The following is a 21,854-nucleotide window of genomic DNA, read 5'->3' as shown; positions in this document are numbered from 1 at the left end:
GCCCCCGCGCCGTAGAATCGGGGCCACGGACCGCTGCTCCCGCACCTGGTGAGGAGGCCCCAGACGATGCGTGCAACCGTGGGCGACCAGCTTGTCCAGCACGGCAGGGTGGTCGGACAGCAGGACAAGGTCGGCGAGATCGTCGAGGTGATGGGCCAGGAGGGCAACCCCCCGTACCGCGTCCGCTTCGAGGACGGGCACGAGGGAGTGTGCTCACCCGGCCCCGACACCGAGATCAGGCACCGGTTCCAGCAGACGGGCCGGTGATCCGGCGCGGGGGCGCCGCCGGCTCCCGGTAGTGGTCGGCGACCACCCGCGCCATCGCCCCGATCCGGTCCGCGGCGACCTCCTTCGCGGCGAAGAAGACATGCCCGCGCACCTGTGCGCAGTCGCGGGCCAGTGTGAGGTGCCGGGGCAGCTCGGCGGGGTCCTGCCAGGCCGCGGGCTGCGCCGGGTCCCCGGCCTTGTAGAGCGCCTCGCCGAGGTACAGCCTGGTCCTGCTCCCCCGCGCCTGCCGCGCCCACCAGGCCAGCAGTTCGGCGTAGTCCGCCGCCTGGAAGCCGATGTTCCAGTAGAGCTGCGGCACGAGGTAGTCGATCCAGCCCTCGCGCAGCCACTTGCGGGTGTCCGCGAAGTTGTCGTCGTACGACTGCACGCCCGCTCGCGTGTCCGAGCCGAGCGGGTCGGTGGCCGCGTTGCGCCACACCCCGAAGGGGCTGATGCCGAACTGTGCGGTGGGCCGGATCCGCTTGATGCGGGCCGCGGTCTCCAGGACCAGCGTGTCGATGTTGTCCCGCCGCCAGTCGGCCCGGTTGGCGAAGGCGCCGCCGTAGGTGTCGTAGGCCGCGTCGTCGTCGAAGGTCTGGCCGGCCACCGGGTACGGGTAGAAGTAGTCGTCGAAGTGGACCGCGTCCACCGGGTACCGGTGCACGGCGTCGAGGATCGCGTCCTCGACGAACGCGCGGACCTCGGGCAGTCCGGGGTTGTAGTAGAGCTTCCCGCCGTACGGCACCACCCAGTCCGGGTGCTCGCGGGCGGGGTGGGAGGCGGCCAGCCGGGTGGGGTCCGCGTGGTTGGCGACGCGGTACGGGTTGAACCAGGCGTGCAGTTGCAGACCCCTCCGGTGCGCCTCGGTGACGGCGGTGCCGAGCGGGTCCCAGCCCGGGTCCCTGCCCTGCGTCCCGGTGAGGTACTGCGACCAGGGCTCGTACGGCGAGGGCCACAGGGCGTCGGCGGTGGGCCGTACCTGGAACATCACCGCGTTCAGGCGGTCCGTCGCCGCCCGGTCGAGGTGGGCGATCAGCTCCGCGCGCTGCTGTGCGGCGCTCAGCCCCGGCTTCGAGGGCCAGTCCCGGTTGGACACGGTGGCCAGCCACACGCCCCGCATCTCGGTCGTCGCCCGCCGCCTCGGACGGCCCGGCGCGGCAGCGGCTCCCGAGGCCGTCGTCAGGGTGGACAGCGCGGCCAGCGCGAAGGCCCGGCGCGACAGACGTCCCATGTGCACACTCCCCCTACACCACGGATCCGCTCGGTCACGGATCGTCTCCGCGCCCCAGAATGCACGAACGAGGGCGGCCCCAGACGATCGATCATCGATACTTGGGAGTAACGTGCTCGAACGGAGCAGGATCCGGCCACCGCCGGACTGCCACCAGGTGAAGACCAGCGAAAGGGATGAAGTGACGGACTTCCCGGCGGGAGACATCGCGCGCGTCGGAGTGGTGGGCTGCGGCCAGATGGGGGCGGGCATCGCCGAGGTGTGCGCCCGCGCCGGTCTGGACGTGAAGGTCGCCGAGACCACCGGCGAGGCCCTGGAGATCGGCCGCACCCGGCTGTTCAACTCCCTCACCAAGGCCGCCGAACGCGGCAAGATCACGGCGGACGAGCTGGCGGCCACCCAGGCCCGGCTCTCCTTCACCACCGACCTCGGCGAGTTCGCGGACCGCGACCTCGTCATCGAGGCCGTGGTGGAGAACGAACAGGTGAAGACGGAGATCTTCCAGGTCCTCGACCAGGTGGTGACCCGCCCGGACGCGATCCTGGCCTCCAACACCTCCTCGATCCCGCTGGTGAAGCTGGCGGTCGCCACCTCGCGGCCGGACCAGGTCGTCGGCATCCACTTCTTCAACCCGGCCCCGGTGCAGAAGCTCGTCGAGCTGATCCCGGCGCTGACCACCTCCGAGGGCACCCTGGCCCGCGCCCAGCAGTTCGCCGAGAAGCTGCTCGGCAAGCACGCGATCCGCGCCCAGGACCGCTCCGGCTTCGTGGTCAACGCGCTGCTGATCCCGTATCTCCTGTCCGCGATCCGGATGTTCGAGTCGGGCATCGCCAGCCGCGAGGACATCGACAACGGCATGGAACTCGGCTGCGCCCACCCGATGGGCCCGCTGAAGCTGTCCGACCTGATCGGCCTGGACACCGTCGCCTCGGTCGCCTTCAGCATGTACGAGGAGTACAAGGAGCCGCTGTACGCCGCTCCCCCGCTGCTCCAGCGCATGGTCGACGCGGGCCGGCTGGGCCGCAAGACCGGCTCCGGGTTCTACACCTACGGCTGACCGCACCCTGTCCGTTCCAGGGTGCTGATTACACAGTGCTACGAACGCGGGCCCGGCACTCCTCGGAGCGCCGGGCCCGTGTCATTCACACACCGTGTGCGCGCCGGGCCCGCATATGCCTGTCGCACACTCTCCCCACGCGCCCACCAGGCGAGTTGACTCTTCATGCGCATGCAAGGGATGTGACGACTACGGAAAGGAGCGGACCCGTGACCGCCGACCCGGAGCATCCCGTGGTCCATGGAGAACTCGCAGAGTTACGGCGCCGCCTCGATGTCGCGTACGCACGCGTCGAGGGAGGCCTCGCTCTGCTCCATCACCGTACGGAGGAGACGGACAAGGAGATCGACGATCTGAGTGCACGGATCATCGCCCTGGAGCACGCCCGTTGGCCGCTTCCCGCGGTAGCGGCGATCACCGCCGTGGGCGCGCTCGTCGTGGCGATCTGGCAGGCCTTCGGTCACTGAGGTCTCGGGGGCGCACCCGGGCGGGGGGATCAGGGCAGGTCTAGGTGTCCTGACCGAGCCTCAGATGATGCAACAGGAGTAACGCGGCCGCCATGTTGGCGGCCGGGACCTCCCCACGGGCGACCATGTCGGGAACGAGTTTCAGGGGGACCCATTCCCGGCGGTCGGACTCGAAGTCGTCCACGGGGTGCCCGATGTACTCGCCCGCGTCGGCCCAGTAGATGTGGTGCCGGGCGTCGGTGAGGCCGTTGGAGGGCTCCACGCTCATCAGGTGCTGGAGCGGCCCCGGCCGCCAGCCGGTCTCTTCCTCGAGTTCCCTGGCGGCCGCGACGGCGATGTCCTCACCGTCCTCGACCACACCCGCGGCGAGTTCCCAGCCCCAGCTGTCGGTGATGAAGCGGTGGCGCCACAGCAGCAGGACCTCGTTGGCCTCGTTCACCACCGTGGCGACGGCGACGGGCCTCAGCCGTATCAGGAAGTGGTCGAGATGCCGGCCGTCCGGCAGTTCGACATCGGCGAGATTGACGCTGAACCAGCGGTTTTCATACACAGTTTGTTCGTTCTGTTTCGTCCACTGCACGGTTCTGCCACCTTCCGTCGAGTAAGTGGCAATATCGCAGCAGGGACTGTGGGGTGTCGGCGTCCGCGTGCCGGTCTACAGGGGCACGCGCAGTGCGCCGTCGATCAGTTCGGCTGCCTCGGAGGTGCCCGCGCAGCCGCTGCGGACCAGATGTTCGCGCACCGCTCTGAGTCTGTCGCGCAGGCGCTGTGACTCCATTCCCCGCGCCTGTTCCGCCATCTGCACGGCGGTGGCCACCGCCTTGTCGGCGTTGCCCTGGCGCAGCTCGATCGTGCTGAGCATGGCGAGCCGGTGCACCCGGCCCCGGTCATGGGCCGGGTTGTCGACGGCTGCCGCCGCGTGCGCGGCCGCCGCCGCGAGCTCACCGAGGCTGAGGAGCGCCTCCGCCACCTGGACGTTGACGAGGCCCGGCTGGACATAGCCGGTCTCGTCGGGCTCGTACCCGCGGCGGATGCGTTCGGCGGCCTGCTCGGCCCGCCGGATGCAGGACAGCGCGGTCGTGCCGTCGCCGAGGTGGGCGTACGCCTTGGCCTGCATCGCGTAGAGGTCGCAGGCGAGCGCCGGGGTGATGTGCTTGCCGGCGGCCCTGAGCGCGGCCTCGGCGAAGGCGACCGCCTGGCGGTGCTCCCGCATGAACAGGGACTGGTTGACCAGAAGGGCGATCACATACGCGCCGAGTCCCCTGTCCCCGCTGGCCTTGGCGAGCCTGAGGGCCTGGTGGAAGTAGCGCTGGGCGAGGCCGTGGGCGTCGGAGTCGTAGGCGCAGATGCCGGCGACGGCGACCAGTCCTCCGGTGGCCCGGTGCAGTTGGCGGCCGGTCTCGTCGGTGTAGCTGCCGCGCAGCAGCGGGGCCGCCTCGGCGTTGAGGAAGCCCACGATCCGCGTCCGGGTCGCGATGCCGCCCGCCTTGCGGTACATCTGCTCGTAGTGGGTGCGGGCCGCGCGGAGCATCTCGATGTCGGCGGGGGTGACCCGGTGCCGGCCGCCGCGGGAGACGTCGACGTCCTCGGGCGGGTTCTCCCACTCCCACACCGGCATGACCGCGGGTGTCCCGGTGACCGCGGGGGCGCCCAGGATGTGCGGGCGCTGCTGTTCGTCGGAGCGCCACAGGGCGGTGGCCCGCTCGACGAAGCCGGACAGCGAGGTGCCGTGCGGGGCGGAGGGTTCGCCGGGCACGCCGAGGCCGATGTCGTCGAGGGTGACGGGGCGTTGGAGGCGTCCCGCGAGCACCTCGCAGATCAGGTCGGGCACCTGTCCGCGCGGGCGCTGGCCCTTCAGCCACCGCGCCACGGCGGTGTGTTCGTACCTGAGCGCGAGGCCGCGTGCCCTGCCGGCCTGGTTCACGTGTGCGGCAAGCCCCGCGTGCGAGATCCCGGCTTCGTCGAGGATCGCGTCGAGCAGAGTGTTGGGCTGCATATATGCCCCCCGGGTGGCTCGGTGCCGTCAGATTAGTGGGTTCGGCTTCACACGGGGTGTGATCGGAGTGCTCGAATCCGTAGGGTGCGCGCACTGTTGCGGAGAGTTCCCGGCCGGTTGACTGAAATGCCTCGCAAGAGGCCTCGGCCGGGCCGCCGGCTCCCCCTCGTACAGTGCGGTGGCCTGGCCGGCGGCTGAACCGGTCAGAGGTGTGTTGTCGGCTGCGGGCTCGTCGTGGCTGGTCGCGCAGTTCCCCGCGCCCCTGGGGTGGGTTGGCGTTGACGGTCGTTTCTCAGTACCAGTACGGCCACGTCGTCCTTCGGGGTGCTGCCCGTGTGGTTCAGAAGTGCCGTGAAGATCCTGCCCAGTACGGTCTGTGGGACCGCCTCGCCGGCACCACCCAACGCTTCACGCAAGGAGAAGAACCGGCCACCGGTGTCCCTGGCGTCCTCCGCGCCGTCCGTGTGCAGGACCAGGGTCTCGCCCGGCAGCAGGTGGCCGCACTGGAGGCCCGACAAGTCGGCGGGCAGGGGAAACGGTCCCAGAGGCGGCATCGGGTCTGCGCAGGAGAGCGGCTCGACGACCGGCCCGCTGAGCAAGTACGGCCACGGGTGACCGCAGTTCAGGGCTCTGAGCTCGCCGTCCCGCCCGATCTCCAGCAGCAGCACGGTCACGAAGTCCTCCGCGACGGTGCCGTCCCGGTCGGCGCGCTCGCGCAGGTGCCGGGCGAGCGCGCGGTCCAGTCTGCGCAGCACGCCCCCGAGTTCGGGCTCGTCATGGACCGCCTCGCGGAAGCTGCCGAGGACCGCGGCGGCCGTACCGATGGCGGCGAGGCCGTGGCCCCGGACATCGCCCATCACGACCCGCACGCCGTGTTCGGTGTCCACCGCCTCGTACAGATCGCCGCCGATGGTCGCGCCCCGGTCGGCGGAGAGCTGGGCGGCGGCGACGGTGAGCCCGTCGATGCGCGGGGGCAACGGCCGCAGCAGCACGCTCTGGGCGGCACCCGCGACCTGGCGGGCCTGCCGGAGTTCCCGCAGCAGGGCGCGCCGCACGTGGAGGATCAGTCCGGTGCCCACCGCGAAGAACACGGCACTGGTGACGGCCCGCGCACCCAGGCCGTTCTGCTGCGCGAGCGGGCAGGTCAGCTTGTAGGTGATGGCGACGGCACCCCACACGGTGGGCAGACCCATCGAGAGCACACGGCGCAGCGCCCCGCGCCGGGGAACCGCAGCCTTGAAGCACATCATGCCGACGGCCCCCCCAACTAGGCCCTGCACACGCAATCGGACCGGCCTCGAAAGGCCGGTCCGATTCTGCCGAGCACATGGCCCACATGGGTCAGATCACCAGGAGAACTCACTCTATCGAGTGAGGTGACCTGATATGGGGGGTGCTGGGGCACAGCCCAGCACCCCCCAGGGGCGCGGGGAACTGCGCGACCAGCCACGACGGAGCCGCAGCCGCCGGACGCCCCCACGGCGACTAGGCCCTCAGCACTGCCCCGGTCCGCTCCCCCGCAAGGGCGACCGCCGCGTCCCGAGCCGCGGAAGCCTCATCCACGGTCAGAGTCCGATCCCCGGCCCGGAACCGGAGCGCGTACGCCAGCGACTTCTTGCCGTCGCCGAGCTGCTCCTCGTTCTCGTACACGTCGAACAGCCGGATGCCCTCCAGGAGTTCACCCGCGCCCGCACGCAGCGCGGCCTCGACCTCGGCGTGCGGCACGAACTTGTCGACGACCAGGGCGACGTCCTGCGTGGCGACCGGGAACGTGGAGATCGCGGGCGCCTGCGGGGTGTCGTCGCCGGCCGCCTCCAGGACGTCCAGGTTCAGCTCCATCGCACAGGTCCGCGCCGGCAGCCCGAACGCCTTGACGACCCGCGGGTGCAGCTCTCCGGCGTGCCCCACCACGGTGTCCCCGACGACGAGCTCGGCGCACCGCCCCGGGTGCCACGGTCCGTACTGGCCGCCGCGGACAGTCAGTTCGACCCCGGCCTCCCGTGCGACCAGACGGCCGGCCTCGACCGCGTCGGCCCAGTCGGCCGGACGGCCCTTGCCCCACCAGCCGGCCTGTTCCCGGGCCCCGGCGAGCACCACGGCCACGTGCCGCGGCTGCTCGGGCAGCGCGGCGTCCAGCTCGGCGATCTCCTCGTCCGTGGGACGCCGGTCGACCGGCAGCACCGCGGCCACCCGCTGCTCCGGGCGCGGCAGGAAGACCAGCCCGGTCTCGAACAGCGCCAGGTCGTGCGAGCCCCGGCCGTCGTTGCGCCGCAGCGCGCCGAACAGGCCCGGCAGCAGGGAGGTACGGAGCGCGGGCTCCTCGTCGTTGAGCGGATTGGTGAGCCTGACGACCCGGCGCTTCGGGTCGTCCGCATCCAGCAGCAGCTGGTCGAAGACCTGCTCACCGACGAAGGGGTAGTTCGGCGCCTCGACGTACCCGGCACCGGCCAGCACCCGCCCGGCCCGGCGGTGCAGCCGCTGGCGGTGGGTCAGGCCGCGTCCCGCCGGCGGCTTGGGCAGCGTGGAGGGCAGGTTCTCGTAGCCCTCCAGCCGGATGACCTCTTCGGCCAGGTCGTTGATCTCCTGGAGGTCGGGACGCCAGGACGGCACGGTGACGATCAGCTCGTCCTGCCCGTACACGTCGCAGCCGACCTCCTGGAGACGCCGTACGACGGTCTCGCGGCCGTAGGTGACACCCGCGACCTTGTCGGGGTGGTCCGCCGGGACGCTGATGGTGTGCGGGGCCGACGGGGCGACGACCTCGGTGACACCGGCCTCGGCGGTGCCGCCCGCGAGCAGCACCAGCAGGTCGACCGTGCGCTGCGCGGCAGCGGCGGCGGCCTGCGGGTCGACACCGCGCTCGAAGCGCCGGGACGCCTCGGAGGACAGCTTGTGGCGGCGGGCCGTGCGCGCGATGGAGACGGGGTCGAAGTGGGCCGCCTCGATGACCACGTCGGTGGTGCCTTCACCTTCGGTGTGGTCGGCGATCTCGGTGTTGGCGCCGCCCATGACGCCGGCGAGGCCGATGGGGCCGCGCTCGTCCGTGATGACCAGGTCCGCGGTGTGCAGCTTGCGCGTCACCCCGTCGAGGGTCTCGATCTGCTCGCCCTCCTCGGCCCGGCGCACACCGATGGTGCCCTGGACCAGCGAGCGGTCGTAGGCGTGCAGGGGCTGGCCGAGCTCCGTCATCACGTAGTTGGTGACGTCGACGGCGAGCGAGATCGGGCGCATGCCGACCTTCTGGAGCCGGCGCTGGAGCCAGATCGGCGAGCGGGCCTCGGGGCTCAGACCGGTGACGGTGCGCGCGGTGAAGCGGTCGCAGCCGAGCGGGTCGGAGACCTGCACCGGGTAGCCGTAGGCGTTCGGGCCCGGCACGTCGAGCAGGGCGGGGTCGCGCAGCGGCAGGCCGTAGGCGATGGCGGCCTCGCGGGCCACACCGCGGATGGACAGGCAGTCGCCGCGGTTGGCGGTGACGGCGATGTCGAGGACCTCGTCGACCAGCTCCAGGAGCTCGATGGCGTCCTTGCCGACCTCGGTCTCCGGCGGCAGCACGATGATGCCCTTGGTGCCGTCGTCGCCCATGCCCAGCTCGTCGCTGGAGCAGATCATGCCGTGGGACGTCCTGCCGTACGTCTTGCGGGCGGAGATGGAGAAGCCGCCGGGCAGCGTGGCGCCCGGGAGGACCACGACGACCTTGTCGCCGACGGCGAAGTTCCGGGCGCCGCAGACGATCTCCTGGGGCTCGCCGGTGCCGTTGGCCTGGCCGACGTCGACCGTGCAGAAGCGGATGGGCTTCTTGAAGCCCTCCAGCTCCTCGATGGTCAGCACCTGGCCGACGACCAGGGGGCCCTTGAGGTCGGCGCCGAGGTGCTCGACGGACTCGACCTCCAGACCGGCCGAAATGAGCTTGGCCTGGACGTCACGGCCGGTTTCGGTCGCCGGCAGGTCGACGTACTCCCGCAGCCAAGAAAGCGGGACCCGCATCAGATCTCCATCCCGAACGGCCGGGTGAACCGGACGTCACCCTCGACCATGTCTCGCATGTCCTCGACGTTGTGGCGGAACATCAGCATCCGCTCGATGCCGAACCCGAAGGCGAAGCCGCTGTACTTCTGCGGGTCGACGCCACAGGCGGTCAGCACCTTGGGGTTGACCATCCCGCAGCCGCCCAGCTCGATCCAGCCCTCCGAGGAGCAGGTGCGGCAGGGGCGGTCGGGGTTGCCGACGGACTCGCCGCGGCAGACGTAGCACACCATGTCCATCTCGGCGGACGGCTCGGTGAAGGGGAAGAAGTTCGGGCGCAGCCGGGTCTTCATGCCCTCGCCGAACAGGGCCTGGACCATGTGGTCCATGGTGCCCTTGAGGTCGGCCATGGTGAGGCCCTCGTCGACGGCCAGCAGCTCGACCTGGCGGAAGACCGGGGTGTGCGTGGCGTCCAGCTCGTCGGTGCGGTAGACGACACCGGGGCAGATCACGTACACCGGCAGGTCGCGCGAGAGCAGCGAACGGATCTGCACGGGCGAGGTGTGGGTGCGCAGCACGACCCCGGACTCGGTGCCGCCCTGCGGGCCCTCGACGAAGAAGGTGTCCTGCTCACCGCGGGCCGGGTGGTCCGGGCCGATGTTGAGCGCGTCGAAGTTGAACCACTCGGCCTCGACCTGCGGGCCCTCGGCGACCTCGTAGCCCATGGCCACGAAGACGTCCTCGATGCGCTCGGAGAGCGTGGTGAGCGGGTGGCGGGCGCCGGCCGGTACGCGGTCGTACGGCAGGGTGACGTCCACGGCCTCCTCGACCAGCACCCGCTGGTCGCGCTCCTGCTCCAGCTCGGCCTGCCGGCCGGCGAGGGCCTTGTTCACCGCGCCCCGGGCCTGGCCGACGAGCTTGCCGGCGGCGGCCTTGGCGTGCGGGGGCAGGGCGCCGATCTCGCGGTTGGCGAGGGCCAGCGGGGAGGTGCCGCCGGTGTGGGCGACCTTGGCCTCCTGGAGCGCTTCGAGGGAGTCCGCGGCGGCGAAGGCGGCGAGCGCCTCCTCCCGCATGCGCTCGATCTCTTCCGGTTTCAGGGCCTCGACCTCTACAGGGTCGTACGACTTGTTCGGTGCCGACATCTCTTCCCGTGCTTCCGATTGGCTGGCTGAAGGTCCCCGTCACCGACTCACTCAGAGGTCAGAGGGCCGTCCATGGGACACATGGGTGCCAAAGGCCGAGTCTAACGGGGTGGGGATGTACGGATGCGCCCGCGGGCACTCAGCTCAGATAGGCCGGAGCGCTCACGGGCAACGTAAATCGGAACTCGGCGCCGCCCTGGGGGCCGCGGCCGACCGTGATGGTGCCGCCGTGGGCCTCGACGATGCCCTTGACGATGTAGAGCCCGAGGCCGGTGCCACCGCGCTTGCTGCCCCGCCAGAAGCGGGTGAAGACGCGGTTCATGGACTCCTCCGGGATGCCGGGACCCTCGTCGCTCACCGTGACCGACGTGCCGGTGTCCTCGCCCTCGCGGGGGGACGCCGTGGGCGTGATGTCAATGGTGACGGTTCCCTCGCCGTGCCGCACCGCATTTTCGAGCAGGTTGCTGAGCACCTGGTCGATCTTGTCGGGGTCGGCCCAGAGCGCCGGGAGCGGCTGTTCGAGGCGGAGCAGGAAGCGGTCGGCGGAGAGACCGGCGGCGACGTAGGCCTGGATGTGGCGTCCGACGGCGGCGCCGATGTCGACGGGCTGGCGCCTGACCTCCAGCCGCCCGGAGTCGATGCGCGAGATGTCGAGCAGTTCGGCGATGAGCCGGGTGACCCGGTCGGCGTCCGCGTCGACGGTCTCCAGCATCAGCCGCTTCTGGTCGTCGGTGAACCTCTCCCACTTGGCGAGGAGGGTCGCGGTGAAGCCCTTGACGGAGGTGAGCGGGGAGCGCAGCTCGTGGGCCACGGTGGCGATCAGCTCGGCGTGGCTGCGCTCGGTGCGGCGGCGGGCCTCGGTGTCCCGGAGGGTCACCACGACCCGGTGGACGGGGCCCGTCGGCTCGGTGCGCACGTACTGGGCGGCGACCAGCACCTCACGGCCGCCGGGCAGCAGCAGGTTCCGCTCGGGCTGTCGCCTGCGGATCGCGAGCCCGCCGTACGGGTCGGTCACCTGCCACCAGCGCCGCCCCTCCAGGTCCTCTAACGGAAGGGCCTTCTCCAGCCGCTGTCCGAGGGCGTCCGCGGCGGGCAGGGCGGTGATCCGGGCCGCGGCGGCGTTGAAGCAGATCACACGGCCCTGCTCGTCCGCGACGACGAGGCCGTCGGGCAGCTCGTCGGGATCGATGCCGAGCTCGGCGAGACCGGCACAGGCCTCGGACGCGCCTCGCGCGCTCCTCGTGCCGACACTCATCCCCGCACCCCACCTCTCAGGCGTCTGAGGGGCCCCCGAGCTGGTCACCCTACTGGTTCTCGGTGACGGAGCGGCACCCTCCGGGGGCGCGCTGTGCCCGGGCCGACGCATAGAGACATACGGCGGCCGCGGTGGCGAGGTTCAGGCTCTCGGCCTTCCCGTGGATCGGGACGCGCACCACGGCGTCCGCGAGTGCGCGGGTCTCCTCCGGGAGTCCCCAGGCCTCGTTGCCGAACACCCAGGCGGTCGGGCCGCCCATGGTGCCCTTGTCGAGCTCGTCGTCCAGGTCGTCGGTACCGGCTCCGTCGGCGGCGAGGATGCGCACCCCGGCCCGCCTGAGCCCCTCGACGGCCTCCTCCACGGGCACGCCGACGGCGACGGGCAGGTGGAACAGGGAGCCCACGGAGGCCCGTACGGCCTTGGGGTTGTACAGGTCGACGGAGGCGTCGGTCAGTACGACGGCCTCGGCACCGGCGGCGTCCGCGCAGCGCAGGACGGTGCCGGCGTTCCCCGGGTCGCGCACGTTCGCGAGCACGGCGACCAGCCTGGGGCGGGCGGCGAGGATCTCCTCGAAGGGGGTGTCGAGGAACCGGCAGATCCCGACGAGTCCCTGCGGGGTCACGGTCGTCGAGATGTCGGCGATGACGTCCTCGGAGGCCAGGTGCACCCGGGCCCCCACGGCCCGGGCCTCGCCGATGATGTCGGCGTAGCGTTCCGCCGCCTCCACGGTGGCGAACAGCTCCGTCAGCCCGTGCCCGGCGGCCTCCCGCACGGCCTGCGGCCCCTCGGCCAGGAACAGCCGCTCCTTGCCCCGGAAGTTCCGCTTGGCGAGCCGCCTGGCGGCTGAGACGCGAGGGGAACGGGGGGAGATCAGCTCGGGGGTGGCGGAGGGCATGTCGCTCACTTTCGATAACTACACAAGCGGGACCCGCAAGCCCGAAAGCCTGCGGGTCCCTCATGTCACGACGGCTCGTGGCCTACGACAACGTCACGCGGCCTTGGGGGCGTTGACGTCCGCCGGCAGGGCCTTCTGCGCGACCTCGACCAGCGCGGCGAACGCGGTCGCGTCGTTGACGGCCAGCTCGGCCAGGATCTTGCGGTCGACCTCGACGTTCGCGGCCTTCAGACCCTGGATGAAGCGGTTGTACGTGATGCCGTTGGCGCGGGCAGCGGCGTTGATGCGCTGGATCCACAGCTGGCGGAAGTCACCCTTGCGCTTCTTGCGGTCGTTGTAGTTGTAGACCAGCGAGTGGGTGACCTGCTCCTTGGCCTTGCGGTACAGGCGCGAACGCTGACCGCGGTAGCCGGAGGCCGCCTCGAGGATCGCCCGGCGCTTCTTGTGGGCGTTGACTGCCCGCTTGACGCGTGCCACTTGTTAACTCCTTGTAGCGGGGCCGTGGTTGGACTCACACGACCCGGTATCGATTGGGTCCCGGTCTAGAGGTGCTTCAGGCGCTGGGCGCCCGGCCTCACTTGCCGAGAAGCTTCTTGATCTTCGCGGCGTCGCCCGGGGCCATCTCGGCGTTGCCGGTGAGGCGACGCGTCACGCGGGACGACTTGTGCTCGAGCAGGTGGCGCTTGCCGGCACGCTCGCGGAGCACCTTGCCGGAGCCGGTGATCTTGAAGCGCTTGCTGGCACCGCTGTGCGACTTGTTCTTCGGCATAGCGCCGTTCTCTCCTCGTCGGTGGCGCTCCGGTGCCCGGTCCTGGAACCGGGCACTGTGAGCGTCGCTCTTGTATCGGTTGTGTCCTGGGGACGCGAGTCCCCGGGGGTCACGCCTCGGCGGAAGCCTCTGCCGGGGCCTCGGCCTCGGCTCCGGCCGCGTCCTCGACGTGGTCGGACTCCGCGGCGTTCTGCGACTTGCCAGGGTTGGCCTTCGCGTCTGCCTTGCGGGCTTCCTGCGCCTGGCGGGCCTCGGCCATCGCCTCGGTCTTCTTCTTGTGCGGACCGAGAACCATGATCATGTTCCGGCCGTCCTGCTTCGGGTTCGACTCGACGAAACCGAGGTCCTGGACGTCCTCCGCGAGCCGCTGGAGCAGTCGGTAGCCCAGCTCGGGCCGGGACTGCTCGCGACCACGGAACATGATCGTGATCTTGACCTTGTCGCCCTGCTTGAGGAACCGGACGACGTGACCCTTCTTGGTGTCATAGTCGTGCGGGTCGATCTTCGGCCGGAGCTTCATCTCCTTGATGACCGTGTGCGCCTGGTTCTTGCGCGCCTCACGGGCCTTCATGGCCGACTCGTACTTGAACTTCCCGTAGTCCATGAGCTTGCACACGGGCGGACGGGCGTTCGCCGCGACCTCGACCAGGTCCAGGTCGTACTCCTGCGCAAGCTCCAGTGCCTTGGCCAGTGGGACGATGCCCACCTGCTCGCCACTGGGACCGACAAGTCGCACCTCGGGAACGCGAATCCGGTCGTTGATGCGGGGCTCGGCGCTGATGGATCCTCCTCGGTTAGCACCACACGGCGGTCTGGCGGACAGCCGCGTATGTCTTTTTCGTAGACCTAACCGCGCCGAAGCACAAAAAATGCCCCGGACGATCACAGACGGGGCTCCAAACACTGCCGGAGCACCGCCGCGATGCCGCGGGGCGCGCTTTCGGGCGACTCCATCGTCCGTACGGAACGATGGTGACCGCCTGACCGGGGTGACCCGCCGTCCCTGGGGGCGGTCGGGTGGGAGATCGGAGCCTCCACTTGTGGGCCGGTCACACTTTCACACACGCGTGTCCGGCCGGTCGTCACACAAGGTTAGCAGCATCGAGGGGGTGGTGCGAACCGGCGTGCACCGGGCCCTATCGTGTGGGGCATGAGTGACACCCCTCCCCCGTCCGCCGGCTCCCCCGGCTCCCCCGACTTCGACGAGATGACCCGCGACATCGCCGAGGTCCCGGCCGTCGAGGTGATCGTGACGGTCGCCGTCAATCTGATGAGCGCGGCCGCCGTGAAGCTCGGTCTGACCGAGGAGGGCGACAAGTACAAGGACCTGGACGAGGCCCGCAAGCTGATCCACGCCCTCGCCGGTCTGCTGGACGGCAGCGCGACGGAGATCAGCTCCTTCCACGCGGCCCCGCTCCGGGACGGCCTGAAGTCCCTCCAGCTCGCCTTCCGCGAGGCCTCCCTGGTCCCGGACGAGCCGGGCCAGGGCCCCGGCGAGAAGTACACCGGGCCGGTCTACGGCTAGTTCATCCCCGTACGTACAAGGGCTCGCCCGGAGGTGTGGCCCCGGCCGGCAGCAGTGCCAGGTCGAGGCCGCGCACCAGGCGGGCCCTCAGTGTCTCGTCGGCGGCGAGGCGCTCGGCGACGGCCCGGGCGGCCTCCGCGGGCGCGGCGGACGGCTCCAGCACGAGGGCCAGGGTGCCGTCGGCCTGCCCCGGCCCGAGGTGGGCGCGGAGCACGGCCGGCTCGGCCGCCACGGCGTCCCGTACGGCCCCGAGCACGGCCGGATCGGCCAGCGGGTCGGCGTCCACGCGGCCCTCGGCGAGCGCGAGCAGCGCGGAACCGGTCAGCTCGAAGGGGACCGGACCCGCCAGGTCCAGTACGACGGTGTCGGCCTTCTCGTGCGCGGCGGCCTGGAGCGCCTGGTGCAGGGGTACGGCGACGGGGCGGGCCTCGGGGTCCCAGCGGGCCAGCGAGTCGGTGGAGGTGAAGGCCGGCAGGGCGGTCCGGGATCCGGCCCTCAGCGTCGGCACGGCCATGTCGCTGGTCTTCTCGCGGCGCAGTCCGTTCTCGTCCTCCTCGACCTCGCCGAGCACGGCGACCACGGGGACGAGCAGCCGGGCGCCCTCGAGGGCCTCCAGGACGGGGCCCACGGCGGCGCGGTCCTCGGCCCAGGCCGCGAGCGCCGCGCTCAGCCGGGGATCGGCGGAGCCGTCGTCGTCGGAGAAGCCGGGGTCGGGAATGTTCTTGTTCGCCACGGTCACCGAGCCTATAGGGGGCTTGCTGCTGCGGTTGTGCGGGCCTGGAAACCCGCCCGTGACGGCTTTCACGGGTTTCTCAGCGTTCGTTGACACAGTTCTGACGTCCGTCTAACCGCCCGCACAGTCGACGGCCCGAGCATCGGCGCCATGGAGTCCTCCAGAGCCGTCCGGCGCCGCGCCCGCAGATCCCGTCGACGGCCGGTGCTGCACACCGCGCTCGCCGTCGTCGCCGTCGTGGGCGCCACGGCCGGCGGGACCGTGTACGTGAAGGCGCGGGCCCACACCCCGGTGAGCGCCGTATCGTCGGCGGCGACGCCGTCGCCCTCGCCCTCGTCGGCGACCACGACCCAGGAGGCTGCCGTGGCGGAACCGGTGGTGGATGCCGACGAGCGGCTGGCCGACGCCATGCAGACGGTGGACGTGACGGGCGAGCAGAAGGTCTCGGTGGCGGTGCTCGACCTGGAGTCGGGCGCCGGCGCGGTCCACGGCGACGGCGTCTTCGACACGGCGAGCATCGTGAAGGTCGACATCCTGGCGGCCCTGCTGCTCCGGCACCAGGAGGCGGGAACGTCTCCGAGCGCGCGGGAGAAGGCGTACGCCACGACGATGATCGAGAACAGTGACAACACCGCGGCGTCCGCGCTGTGGGACGCCATCGGGCGGGCCGCGGGGCTCGACGCCGCCAACGAGCGGTTCGGGCTGACCGGCACCGAGGGCGGCGAGGGGGCGCTGTGGGGGCTGACGCGGACCACGGCCGCCGACCAACTCGTCCTGCTCCAGCAGGTGTTCGGGGAGGACTCGGAGCTGAGCGAGACCTCGCGGTCGTACGTCCAGGGGCTGATGGGGCAGATCGAGGCCGATCAGCGGTGGGGCGTGTCGGCGGCGGCCGACGGGTCCGGGTGGGCACTGAAGAACGGGTGGCTGCCGCGCAGCACGACCGGCCTGTGGGACGTCAACAGCATCGGGCGGGTGACGGTGGCCGGGCGCGCCTTTCTGGTGGCCGTGCTGTCCGACGGCAACTCCACGCAGGCGAAGGGGATTTCGCTGGTGGAGGCGGCCGCGAGGGCGGCGGTGTCGGTGTTCGCGGGTGAGGAGCCCACGGGTGGGGCCACGTCCGCCTCCGCGACCGGCGCGGCCGCGGTGGCCGACTAAGGCTGCGATCCCGCCTCAGAAGCCCTCGTGGGACCGCCGGGGACCGTGACGGCCCCGCCACAGGACCACCGCGACGACCAGCAGGGCGACGCCGAGGCCGCCCGCCAGCGGGGCCGCCCAACTGGCCGTGTCGTCACCCGAGTCGGCGGTGTCGGGGCCGGAGCCGAAGTACTTCTCGCCGTAGGAGGCCGGTTGCAGGCCCTCCGGCTTGAGGCGGTCCGCCGCCTTGAGCGCGGCCGCCGGGTCGACGAAGCCGAAGCCCCGGGAGTCGTCGCGGCCGCCGGCGGGGGCGTTGCGGGCCGTGTCCTCCAGGAGGCGCTTGATCTGCGCGGGCGTCAGCTCGGGGTGGGCTGCCTTGACGAGGGCGGCCGCGCCCGACACGAACGCGGAGGCCGCGCTGGTTCCCCACCCCTCGTAGTACTTGTGGTCGGGGTCGGCGATGACCACGTCGTCGCCGGGTGCGGCGACCGTGGCGTACCAGCGGCGGGTGGAGAAGGAGGCGCGGGTGCCGAACTTGTCCACGGCGGTGGCGGCGATGACGCCCGGGTAGGCGGCCGGGTAGGAGATGTGGTCGCCCTTCTCCCCGCCGTTGCCGGCCGAGGCGACGACGACGGCACCCTTCCTGAGCGCGTACTGCACGGCGTCGTCCTCACCGGCCTCGGGGTGCGCGGAGGCCGAGTCGTCGCCGAGGGAGAGGTTGATGACGTCGGCGCCGTGGTCGGCGGCCCAGCGGATGCCCTCGGCGAGGGCGTTGCCCCGGGTGTTGCGGGCCTTGGCGCGGGCCGAGTCGCCGTCCTCCAGGATCACCCGGACGGGGAGGATCTTGGCCTCGGGTGCGATGCCCATGACCCCGTCGCCGTTGCCGACGCCGTGTCCGTGACCGGCGATGATGCCGGCCATCGCGGTGCCGTGCCGGGCCCAGGAGCGGTCGCCGCGGGTGGCACCGAAGCCGATCATGTCCTTGCCGGTGAGGACGTTGCCGACGAGGTCGGGGTGGTCGTTCTCCACGCCGGTGTCCAGGACGGCGACGGTGACGCCGGCGCCCTTGGTGGTCTGCCATGCCTGCTGGGTGTGCATGGCGTCCAGGGCCCACTGCTTGGCGCGGATGCCGTCGGCGTGGGCGGCGGTGGGCGGGACGAGGGCGACGGAGGCGGCGAGGAGGACACCCAGGAGCCCTGCCCTGCGGGTGGTGACGCTCATGAGGACTGCTCCGGGGGCGAGGAGACGGTCTTGCGCAGGGCGCGTTCGACACGGTCGGCCAGGCCCTGGGCCTCGTTGCCCAGGCCGGCCTGGGCGGCGGGGGTGGTGTCGCCGGACTGCATGGCCTTCTCGGCGGGCTCCGGGCTGTCGACCGTCCGGCCGTCCGCCCAGCCGGAGACGGCGTAGGCGACGACCGGGGCGTCGGTGAGGACGGAGATCGTCCAGGAGGCCCGCTGCCGGGCGCCGAACCCCGCCGCGAGGGTGTCCTTCGCGGCGTACGGGAGGGGCATCAGGTCGGTGCGGGCGTCCAGGTCCTCCCGGGTGAAGCGGGTGTCCAGGTCGCGCATGGCGGTGGCGTCGGCGTCGGTGAAGAGCAGGCCGACGGTGGTGACGTAGCTCTGGGTGGCGTCCGTGTAGGTGGCCCGCAGGAGGCGTTCGCAGCCGACGGGGGCGAGGGCCTTGCGCAGCAGGGGGTCGAAGGCGTCCTGGCAGCCGCTGTCGGGGGCGACGGCGATCCGGGTCCAGGTGCGGTCGGCTCCGCCGGGCCCGGCGCCCCGGCCGTCCACGGTCGGCGGGAACAGCCGGTCGACGGGCACGCTGTGCCAGAGTTCGCCGGCCTGCGCGAAGGTGTCGCCGCCGGCCTCGTCCCCGGAGTCACCGATCAGCCAACTCCCGGTCACGGCGCCGCCGATGAGTCCGAGCCCGAGGACGACACACGCGGCCACGGCGGCGATCCGGGGCGGGATCCGCACCGCCCACGACCGCTCCCTGTACCCGACCTCGGGCTCGCCGAACGACACGACGGGCCGCCCGGCGCCGGGAGTCGCGGTGTGCGGGGGCACGGCGGCGCTCCACGAGAGCGCGGGGTCGGGCGTGAGGGGGGCGGCGGCCGTCCGTGGGGGCGTGGCGGGCGGTGGAGGCGTACTCGTGCCACCGGCGCGCGGCGCCTCACGTGTGGGGCGCGGCGGGAAGGCGGGTCGGGCGTCGGGCTCGGGGGGTACGACGGTGCTGTCCTTGGCGGCCGGCACGGGACGCATCCGGAAGGTCGTCTCGGAGGCGGTCTCGGCGGGGGCGGCGGTACGGCGCGGGGGCACGGAGGGCCGGGGCGGCACGGACGCGCTGCCGACGTCGGCCGGGCGCGACCCGGCACCGGACGCGGGGGCCATCGGCCCGTTGCCGGCCGGGCCCCCGTTCGCCGCGGACGGGCCCTCGGTGCCCCGCCGGTACGGCTCGCGGGGCGCACCCGCCGGACGCGGCCGGGCATCCGGGACGCGGTTGCCTGTGCCCGAAGCGGGCGGCATGGAGCCGGGAGCGACCGGGCCCGCGTTCGGCCGGGAGGTGCTGTTGCCTGTGCCCGAAGCTCGCGGCATGGAGTCGGGCCTGCGCGTGTCGGGACGCGGCGGGGAGGGGGGCGCGTCGGCTTCGGGCCTGGGCGACGGCACGGGCTGCGGTGTCCCGGCACCCGGCGCGGCCCCACCCGGGCGCGCGTCGGGGAAGCGGGCCGACGCCGGGGGCGGAGGCGGGACGCTGCCGGGGTACGGGGCTGCCGGGCCCGGGGATTCCTGGGGGGCGGAGCCGTCCCGGTCGCCCGGGGCGGTGCCGTTCGCCGTGCGTATAGGCGGCCGGCCCGCGGCGGTGGGTCCCTGGGACCGCTCCCCGCCGCCCGGCGGACCGGACTGCGGCCCCGCGCTCATGTCGCGGGGCGCACGGCCCTGCTGGTCGGCCGGGACGCGGCTGTCGGTCTCCTCCGCTCCCTGCCAGTCGAACCCGCCGAACGCCGGCCGGGCCGCTGTGCCTGATCCGCCGCCCCGGCGGTCGCGCTCACCGAAGGCCTGCCAGTCGGAGTCGTCGCTCGTCCGTCCGCCCGGCTCCTCGCCCACCGTCGGCGGCTGGGCCGGCCGCGGCGGGGTCGCCGGGCGTGGAGGAATGGAGGCGCGGCGTGCTTCCGTGCTCATGCACCCCCCGTTTCCTCATGTCCGGGCCGTTCGGTCGTGCGCGGGCCGCGTCGGGGTCGTCGGTGTGGAAGACGGCCGTCCGGGCACGCATACCCGCACGGGAGGCCCGGCATCCCGGCGCGGCGGCGACGGGGGGCGTACGGCCCTGCGTGCGTGCGCGTCACTCTACGGGTTGTCGCGGGGCGAACGGGAACCAGTCCGCCAGGCCGGGGGCATCTGCCCGGAACGTCCCCCTACCCTGCGGTAATCCTGTCTGGCAGGCTTCGTTCATGACTGCGCGCGCCACCGACCGGGCCCGTTACGACCGGGCCACCGCCCATCTCGACGCCCCTCTCGCGATCGTGGACCTGGACGCCTTCGACGCGAACGCGGACGATCTCGTCCGCCGGGCGGCGGGCAAACCGATCCGCGTCGCCAGCAAGTCCGTGCGGTGCCGGGCGCTGCTCGAACGGGTCCTGGCGAAGGACGGTTTCGCGGGCATCATGTCGTTCACCCTCGCCGAGTCCCTGTGGCTGGCGAGGAGCGGCTTCGACGACATCCTGCTGGCCTACCCCTCCGCGGACCGGGCCGGTTACGCGGAACTCGCCGCCGATCCCAAGCTCGCGGCCGCCGTGACGGTGATGGTCGACGACCCCGCGCAGCTCGCGTTCATCGACGCCTCGCGCGCGGGCGGCACCGAAGTCATCCGGGTCTGCCTGGAGTTGGACACCTCGCTGAAGCTGCTCGGCGGCAGGGTCCGCGTCGGCGCCCGGCGCTCGCCCCTGCACTCCCCCGCCCAGGTCGCCGACATGGCCCGCGCGGTGGCCCGGCGCCCCGGCTTCGAGGTCGTGGGGATCATGGCCTACGAGGGGCACATCGCCGGTGTCGGGGACTCGGTCGCCGGACGGCCGCTGCGGTCCCGGGCCGTACGGCTGATGCAGGCCACCGCCCGCCGGGAACTGGCCGAGCGGCGGGCCGCCGTGGTGCGCGCGGTGCGGGCCGTCGTACCAGGTCTGGAGTTCGTCAACGGCGGCGGCACGGGCAGTGTGCAGCACACCGCCGCGGAGGACGCCGTCACGGAGATCGGCGCGGGTTCGGGGCTGTACGTACCGAGGCTGTTCGACAACTACACGTCCTTCAGCGGGCGTCCGGCCGCCCTGTTCGCCCAGCCCGTCGTGCGCAGGCCGGGCGTGGGTGTGGTGACCGTCCTCGGCGGCGGCTACCCGGCCTCCGGCGCGGCCGGCCCCGACCGGCTGCCGGTGCCGTACCTGCCGGAGGGTCTGCGGTACGACCCGCAGGAGGGGCCCGGCGAGGTGCAGACCCCGCTGCTCGGCGCCGCCGCCGACGACCTGCTGCTCGGCGACAAGGTGTGGTTCCGGCACGCCAAGGCCGGGGAGCTGTGCGAGCGGTTCGAGAAGCTGCATCTCGTCGAGGGGGACGAGGTGACGGCGACCGTCCCGACGTACCGCGGGGAAGGCCACACGTTCCTCTGAGTCAGCGGTCGGCCTGCTTGATCCCGCCGGTGATCCGGTCCATGTCGGCGAGCGGCGGCCCTTCGGGGCCCGCGTCGAACGCGAAGCGGACGACAACCGCGCTCGGGGGTCCGCCGCGGTCCTGGGGGAAGGCCAGCGACTGCACCCAGCCACCGGGGCCCCGGGCCGTCCTGACCCGCCAGCGCACCAGGTGTCCGGCGCGTCCGGCGACGGCCACGCGCTCCGACCTGACGACCCGATGGCCGCGGATGCCGTCGTAGGAGCTGTGCGCGGCCCGCCGTACGTCCTGCTCGGCGAGGGACGCCGGGGGTTTCCCCGCGCCGCCGGGCAGCGTGCGAGCCGAGACGCTGCCGCCCTCGCTCGTCATCACGACGTGGTCGCGGGTGACGTACTTCGCGGGGGCCCAGCCGTCCGGCAACGGCAAACTGATGCCGTCGAGTTCGTCGACCAGACGGGACGGGGACGGGGAGGCCGTGTCGGGTGACGGGCTCGCGACCGTCGGTGCCGTGTCCGCCACCACGTCGTCCCCGTCGCCCCGGGCCAGGGCGAACGCCCCGCTGACGATCGCGGCCACGAGCGCGAGTACGGAGGCCGCGAGGGCGACGGCCTTGGCGCGCCCCGAGACCTCGCCGGCCGCTCGGGGCGGGCCGGGGACCTCCGGGACGCGCCGGTCGTCCGTCCAGGCCGTCCCGTCCCACCGGCGCTCCAGCAGCGGAGCGTCGGGGTCCGGGTACCAGCCGGGCGGGAGCCTCCTGCTCATCCAGGCACTGTA

General features: G+C 72.4%; 20 protein-coding genes and 1 pseudogene. 6 read left to right on the top strand and 15 right to left on the bottom strand.

Features of this window, described 5'->3' with window-relative positions:
- Window positions 1-66 precede the first annotated feature (66 nt).
- Window positions 67-267, top strand: coding sequence for a DUF1918 domain-containing protein (locus ACIQJT_RS19505; RefSeq protein WP_053848921.1), 201 nt, complete (start codon window positions 67-69; stop codon window positions 265-267).
- Here ACIQJT_RS19505 and ACIQJT_RS19500 read toward each other — a convergent pair.
- Window positions 236-1,498 carry a glycoside hydrolase family 10 protein gene (locus tag ACIQJT_RS19500; protein ID WP_402644979.1) on the bottom strand — a complete coding sequence of 421 codons (1,263 nt, stop codon included), beginning with the start codon at window positions 1,496-1,498 and terminating at the stop codon, window positions 236-238. The two genes, ACIQJT_RS19505 and ACIQJT_RS19500, sit on opposite strands and share 32 nt — an antisense overlap.
- Window positions 1,499-1,679: 181 nt before the next feature.
- Between ACIQJT_RS19500 and ACIQJT_RS19495 the strand changes: the two genes are divergently transcribed.
- Together ACIQJT_RS19495 and ACIQJT_RS19490 are read left to right on the top strand one after the other, a co-directional pair.
- The gene (locus tag ACIQJT_RS19495) at window positions 1,680-2,555 is read left to right on the top strand and encodes a 3-hydroxybutyryl-CoA dehydrogenase (protein WP_402644977.1); all 876 of its coding nucleotides are present in this window, start codon (window positions 1,680-1,682) and stop codon (window positions 2,553-2,555) included.
- Between the two features lie 209 nt (window positions 2,556-2,764).
- Complete coding sequence (locus ACIQJT_RS19490) at window positions 2,765-3,022, top strand: hypothetical protein (RefSeq protein WP_053848919.1); 258 nt, start codon at window positions 2,765-2,767, stop codon at window positions 3,020-3,022.
- A 40-nt stretch (window positions 3,023-3,062) separates the two neighbouring features.
- Here ACIQJT_RS19490 and ACIQJT_RS19485 read toward each other — a convergent pair whose 3' ends face one another.
- From ACIQJT_RS19485 to infC, 10 genes and pseudogenes are all read right to left on the bottom strand, one after another.
- Window positions 3,063-3,602 carry an NUDIX hydrolase gene (locus tag ACIQJT_RS19485; protein ID WP_053848918.1) on the bottom strand — a complete coding sequence of 180 codons (540 nt, stop codon included), beginning with the start codon at window positions 3,600-3,602 and terminating at the stop codon, window positions 3,063-3,065.
- 75 nt (window positions 3,603-3,677) lie between these two features.
- Window positions 3,678-5,018: a hypothetical protein gene (locus ACIQJT_RS19480; protein ID WP_053848917.1), complete on the bottom strand. Its 1,341-nt coding sequence runs from the start codon at window positions 5,016-5,018 to the stop codon at window positions 3,678-3,680.
- A 203-nt stretch (window positions 5,019-5,221) separates the two neighbouring features.
- On the bottom strand, window positions 5,222-6,268 hold the full coding sequence (locus tag ACIQJT_RS19475) for a PP2C family protein-serine/threonine phosphatase (protein WP_402644973.1): 1,047 nt from the start codon (window positions 6,266-6,268) through the stop codon (window positions 5,222-5,224).
- 235 nt (window positions 6,269-6,503) lie between these two features.
- Complete coding sequence (gene pheT, locus ACIQJT_RS19470; protein ID WP_402644971.1) at window positions 6,504-9,002, bottom strand: phenylalanine--tRNA ligase subunit beta; 2,499 nt, start codon at window positions 9,000-9,002, stop codon at window positions 6,504-6,506.
- On the bottom strand, window positions 9,002-10,123 hold the full coding sequence (pheS, locus tag ACIQJT_RS19465; protein WP_402644968.1) for a phenylalanine--tRNA ligase subunit alpha: 1,122 nt from the start codon (window positions 10,121-10,123) through the stop codon (window positions 9,002-9,004). The genes pheT and pheS overlap by 1 nt, the downstream gene beginning before the upstream one ends.
- Before the next feature lie 139 nt (window positions 10,124-10,262).
- Window positions 10,263-11,378, bottom strand: a complete 1,116-nt coding sequence (locus ACIQJT_RS19460; RefSeq protein ID WP_365457823.1) for an ATP-binding protein — start codon at window positions 11,376-11,378, stop codon at window positions 10,263-10,265.
- Window positions 11,379-11,427: 49 nt separating this feature from the next.
- Window positions 11,428-12,273 carry a TrmH family RNA methyltransferase gene (locus ACIQJT_RS19455; protein WP_402644965.1) on the bottom strand — a complete coding sequence of 282 codons (846 nt, stop codon included), beginning with the start codon at window positions 12,271-12,273 and terminating at the stop codon, window positions 11,428-11,430.
- Window positions 12,274-12,366: 93 nt separating this feature from the next.
- Complete coding sequence (gene rplT, locus ACIQJT_RS19450; protein WP_232654097.1) at window positions 12,367-12,750, bottom strand: 50S ribosomal protein L20; 384 nt, start codon at window positions 12,748-12,750, stop codon at window positions 12,367-12,369.
- 97 nt (window positions 12,751-12,847) lie between these two features.
- On the bottom strand, window positions 12,848-13,042 hold the full coding sequence (rpmI, locus tag ACIQJT_RS19445; RefSeq protein WP_003977225.1) for a 50S ribosomal protein L35: 195 nt from the start codon (window positions 13,040-13,042) through the stop codon (window positions 12,848-12,850).
- Between the two features lie 109 nt (window positions 13,043-13,151).
- A pseudogene (gene infC / locus ACIQJT_RS19440) lies at window positions 13,152-13,848 on the bottom strand (translation initiation factor IF-3).
- A gap of 344 nt (window positions 13,849-14,192) precedes the next feature.
- On the opposite strand from infC, the gene ACIQJT_RS19435 reads away from it, so the two are divergent.
- Complete coding sequence (locus tag ACIQJT_RS19435; RefSeq protein WP_053848910.1) at window positions 14,193-14,567, top strand: DUF1844 domain-containing protein; 375 nt, start codon at window positions 14,193-14,195, stop codon at window positions 14,565-14,567.
- A 1-nt stretch (window position 14,568) separates the two neighbouring features.
- Here ACIQJT_RS19435 and ACIQJT_RS19430 read toward each other — a convergent pair whose 3' ends face one another.
- A complete protein-coding gene (locus tag ACIQJT_RS19430; RefSeq protein WP_402644961.1) occupies window positions 14,569-15,300 on the bottom strand; it encodes an SseB family protein in 732 nt (243 codons plus the stop codon).
- A 150-nt stretch (window positions 15,301-15,450) separates the two neighbouring features.
- On the opposite strand from ACIQJT_RS19430, the gene ACIQJT_RS19425 reads away from it, so the two are divergent.
- Window positions 15,451-16,455, top strand: coding sequence for a serine hydrolase (locus ACIQJT_RS19425; RefSeq protein WP_402644958.1), 1,005 nt, complete (start codon window positions 15,451-15,453; stop codon window positions 16,453-16,455).
- Window positions 16,456-16,470: 15 nt separating this feature from the next.
- Here ACIQJT_RS19425 and mycP read toward each other — a convergent pair whose 3' ends face one another.
- Together mycP and ACIQJT_RS19415 are read right to left on the bottom strand one after the other, a co-directional pair.
- Window positions 16,471-17,655: a type VII secretion-associated serine protease mycosin gene (mycP, locus tag ACIQJT_RS19420; RefSeq protein ID WP_402644956.1), complete on the bottom strand. Its 1,185-nt coding sequence runs from the start codon at window positions 17,653-17,655 to the stop codon at window positions 16,471-16,473.
- Complete coding sequence (locus ACIQJT_RS19415) at window positions 17,652-19,610, bottom strand: hypothetical protein (RefSeq protein ID WP_402644953.1); 1,959 nt, start codon at window positions 19,608-19,610, stop codon at window positions 17,652-17,654. The genes mycP and ACIQJT_RS19415 overlap by 4 nt, the downstream gene beginning before the upstream one ends.
- A gap of 269 nt (window positions 19,611-19,879) precedes the next feature.
- Between ACIQJT_RS19415 and ACIQJT_RS19410 the strand changes: the two genes are divergently transcribed.
- Window positions 19,880-21,082 carry an amino acid deaminase/aldolase gene (locus ACIQJT_RS19410; protein WP_402644950.1) on the top strand — a complete coding sequence of 401 codons (1,203 nt, stop codon included), beginning with the start codon at window positions 19,880-19,882 and terminating at the stop codon, window positions 21,080-21,082.
- 1 nt (window position 21,083) lies between these two features.
- On the opposite strand, the gene ACIQJT_RS19405 is transcribed toward ACIQJT_RS19410, so the two are convergent.
- Window positions 21,084-21,842: a DUF2510 domain-containing protein gene (locus ACIQJT_RS19405; RefSeq protein ID WP_402644947.1), complete on the bottom strand. Its 759-nt coding sequence runs from the start codon at window positions 21,840-21,842 to the stop codon at window positions 21,084-21,086.
- Window positions 21,843-21,854 lie beyond the last annotated feature (12 nt).

Origin of the sequence: Streptomyces sp. NPDC091972 (assembly GCF_044756385.1) — a bacterium.
GTDB lineage: Bacteria > Actinomycetota > Actinomycetes > Streptomycetales > Streptomycetaceae > Streptomyces.
Note: the sequence above shows the minus strand (reverse complement) of the source record. Positions and strands in the feature narration are given on the sequence as shown.

Excerpts from the sequence above, each read along its gene's own strand:
- ACIQJT_RS19425 (WP_402644958.1), top strand. The coding sequence starts at position 15,451 with ATGGAGTCCTCCAGAGCCGTCCGGCGCCGCGCCCGCAGATCCCGTCGA.
- pheT (WP_402644971.1), bottom strand. The coding sequence starts at position 9,002 with ATGCGGGTCCCGCTTTCTTGGCTGCGGGAGTACGTCGACCTGCCGGCG.
- rpmI (WP_003977225.1), bottom strand. The coding sequence starts at position 13,042 with ATGCCGAAGAACAAGTCGCACAGCGGTGCCAGCAAGCGCTTCAAGATC.
- ACIQJT_RS19500 (WP_402644979.1), bottom strand. The coding sequence starts at position 1,498 with ATGGGACGTCTGTCGCGCCGGGCCTTCGCGCTGGCCGCGCTGTCCACC.
- mycP (WP_402644956.1), bottom strand. The coding sequence starts at position 17,655 with ATGAGCGTCACCACCCGCAGGGCAGGGCTCCTGGGTGTCCTCCTCGCC.
- ACIQJT_RS19405 (WP_402644947.1), bottom strand. The coding sequence starts at position 21,842 with ATGAGCAGGAGGCTCCCGCCCGGCTGGTACCCGGACCCCGACGCTCCG.
- ACIQJT_RS19460 (WP_365457823.1), bottom strand. The coding sequence starts at position 11,378 with ATGAGTGTCGGCACGAGGAGCGCGCGAGGCGCGTCCGAGGCCTGTGCC.
- ACIQJT_RS19415 (WP_402644953.1), bottom strand. The coding sequence starts at position 19,610 with ATGAGCACGGAAGCACGCCGCGCCTCCATTCCTCCACGCCCGGCGACC.
- ACIQJT_RS19410 (WP_402644950.1), top strand. The coding sequence starts at position 19,880 with ATGACTGCGCGCGCCACCGACCGGGCCCGTTACGACCGGGCCACCGCC.
- ACIQJT_RS19435 (WP_053848910.1), top strand. The coding sequence starts at position 14,193 with ATGAGTGACACCCCTCCCCCGTCCGCCGGCTCCCCCGGCTCCCCCGAC.
- pheS (WP_402644968.1), bottom strand. The coding sequence starts at position 10,123 with ATGTCGGCACCGAACAAGTCGTACGACCCTGTAGAGGTCGAGGCCCTG.
- ACIQJT_RS19480 (WP_053848917.1), bottom strand. The coding sequence starts at position 5,018 with ATGCAGCCCAACACTCTGCTCGACGCGATCCTCGACGAAGCCGGGATC.
- ACIQJT_RS19455 (WP_402644965.1), bottom strand. The coding sequence starts at position 12,273 with ATGCCCTCCGCCACCCCCGAGCTGATCTCCCCCCGTTCCCCTCGCGTC.
- ACIQJT_RS19505 (WP_053848921.1), top strand. The coding sequence starts at position 67 with ATGCGTGCAACCGTGGGCGACCAGCTTGTCCAGCACGGCAGGGTGGTC.
- ACIQJT_RS19475 (WP_402644973.1), bottom strand. The coding sequence starts at position 6,268 with ATGATGTGCTTCAAGGCTGCGGTTCCCCGGCGCGGGGCGCTGCGCCGT.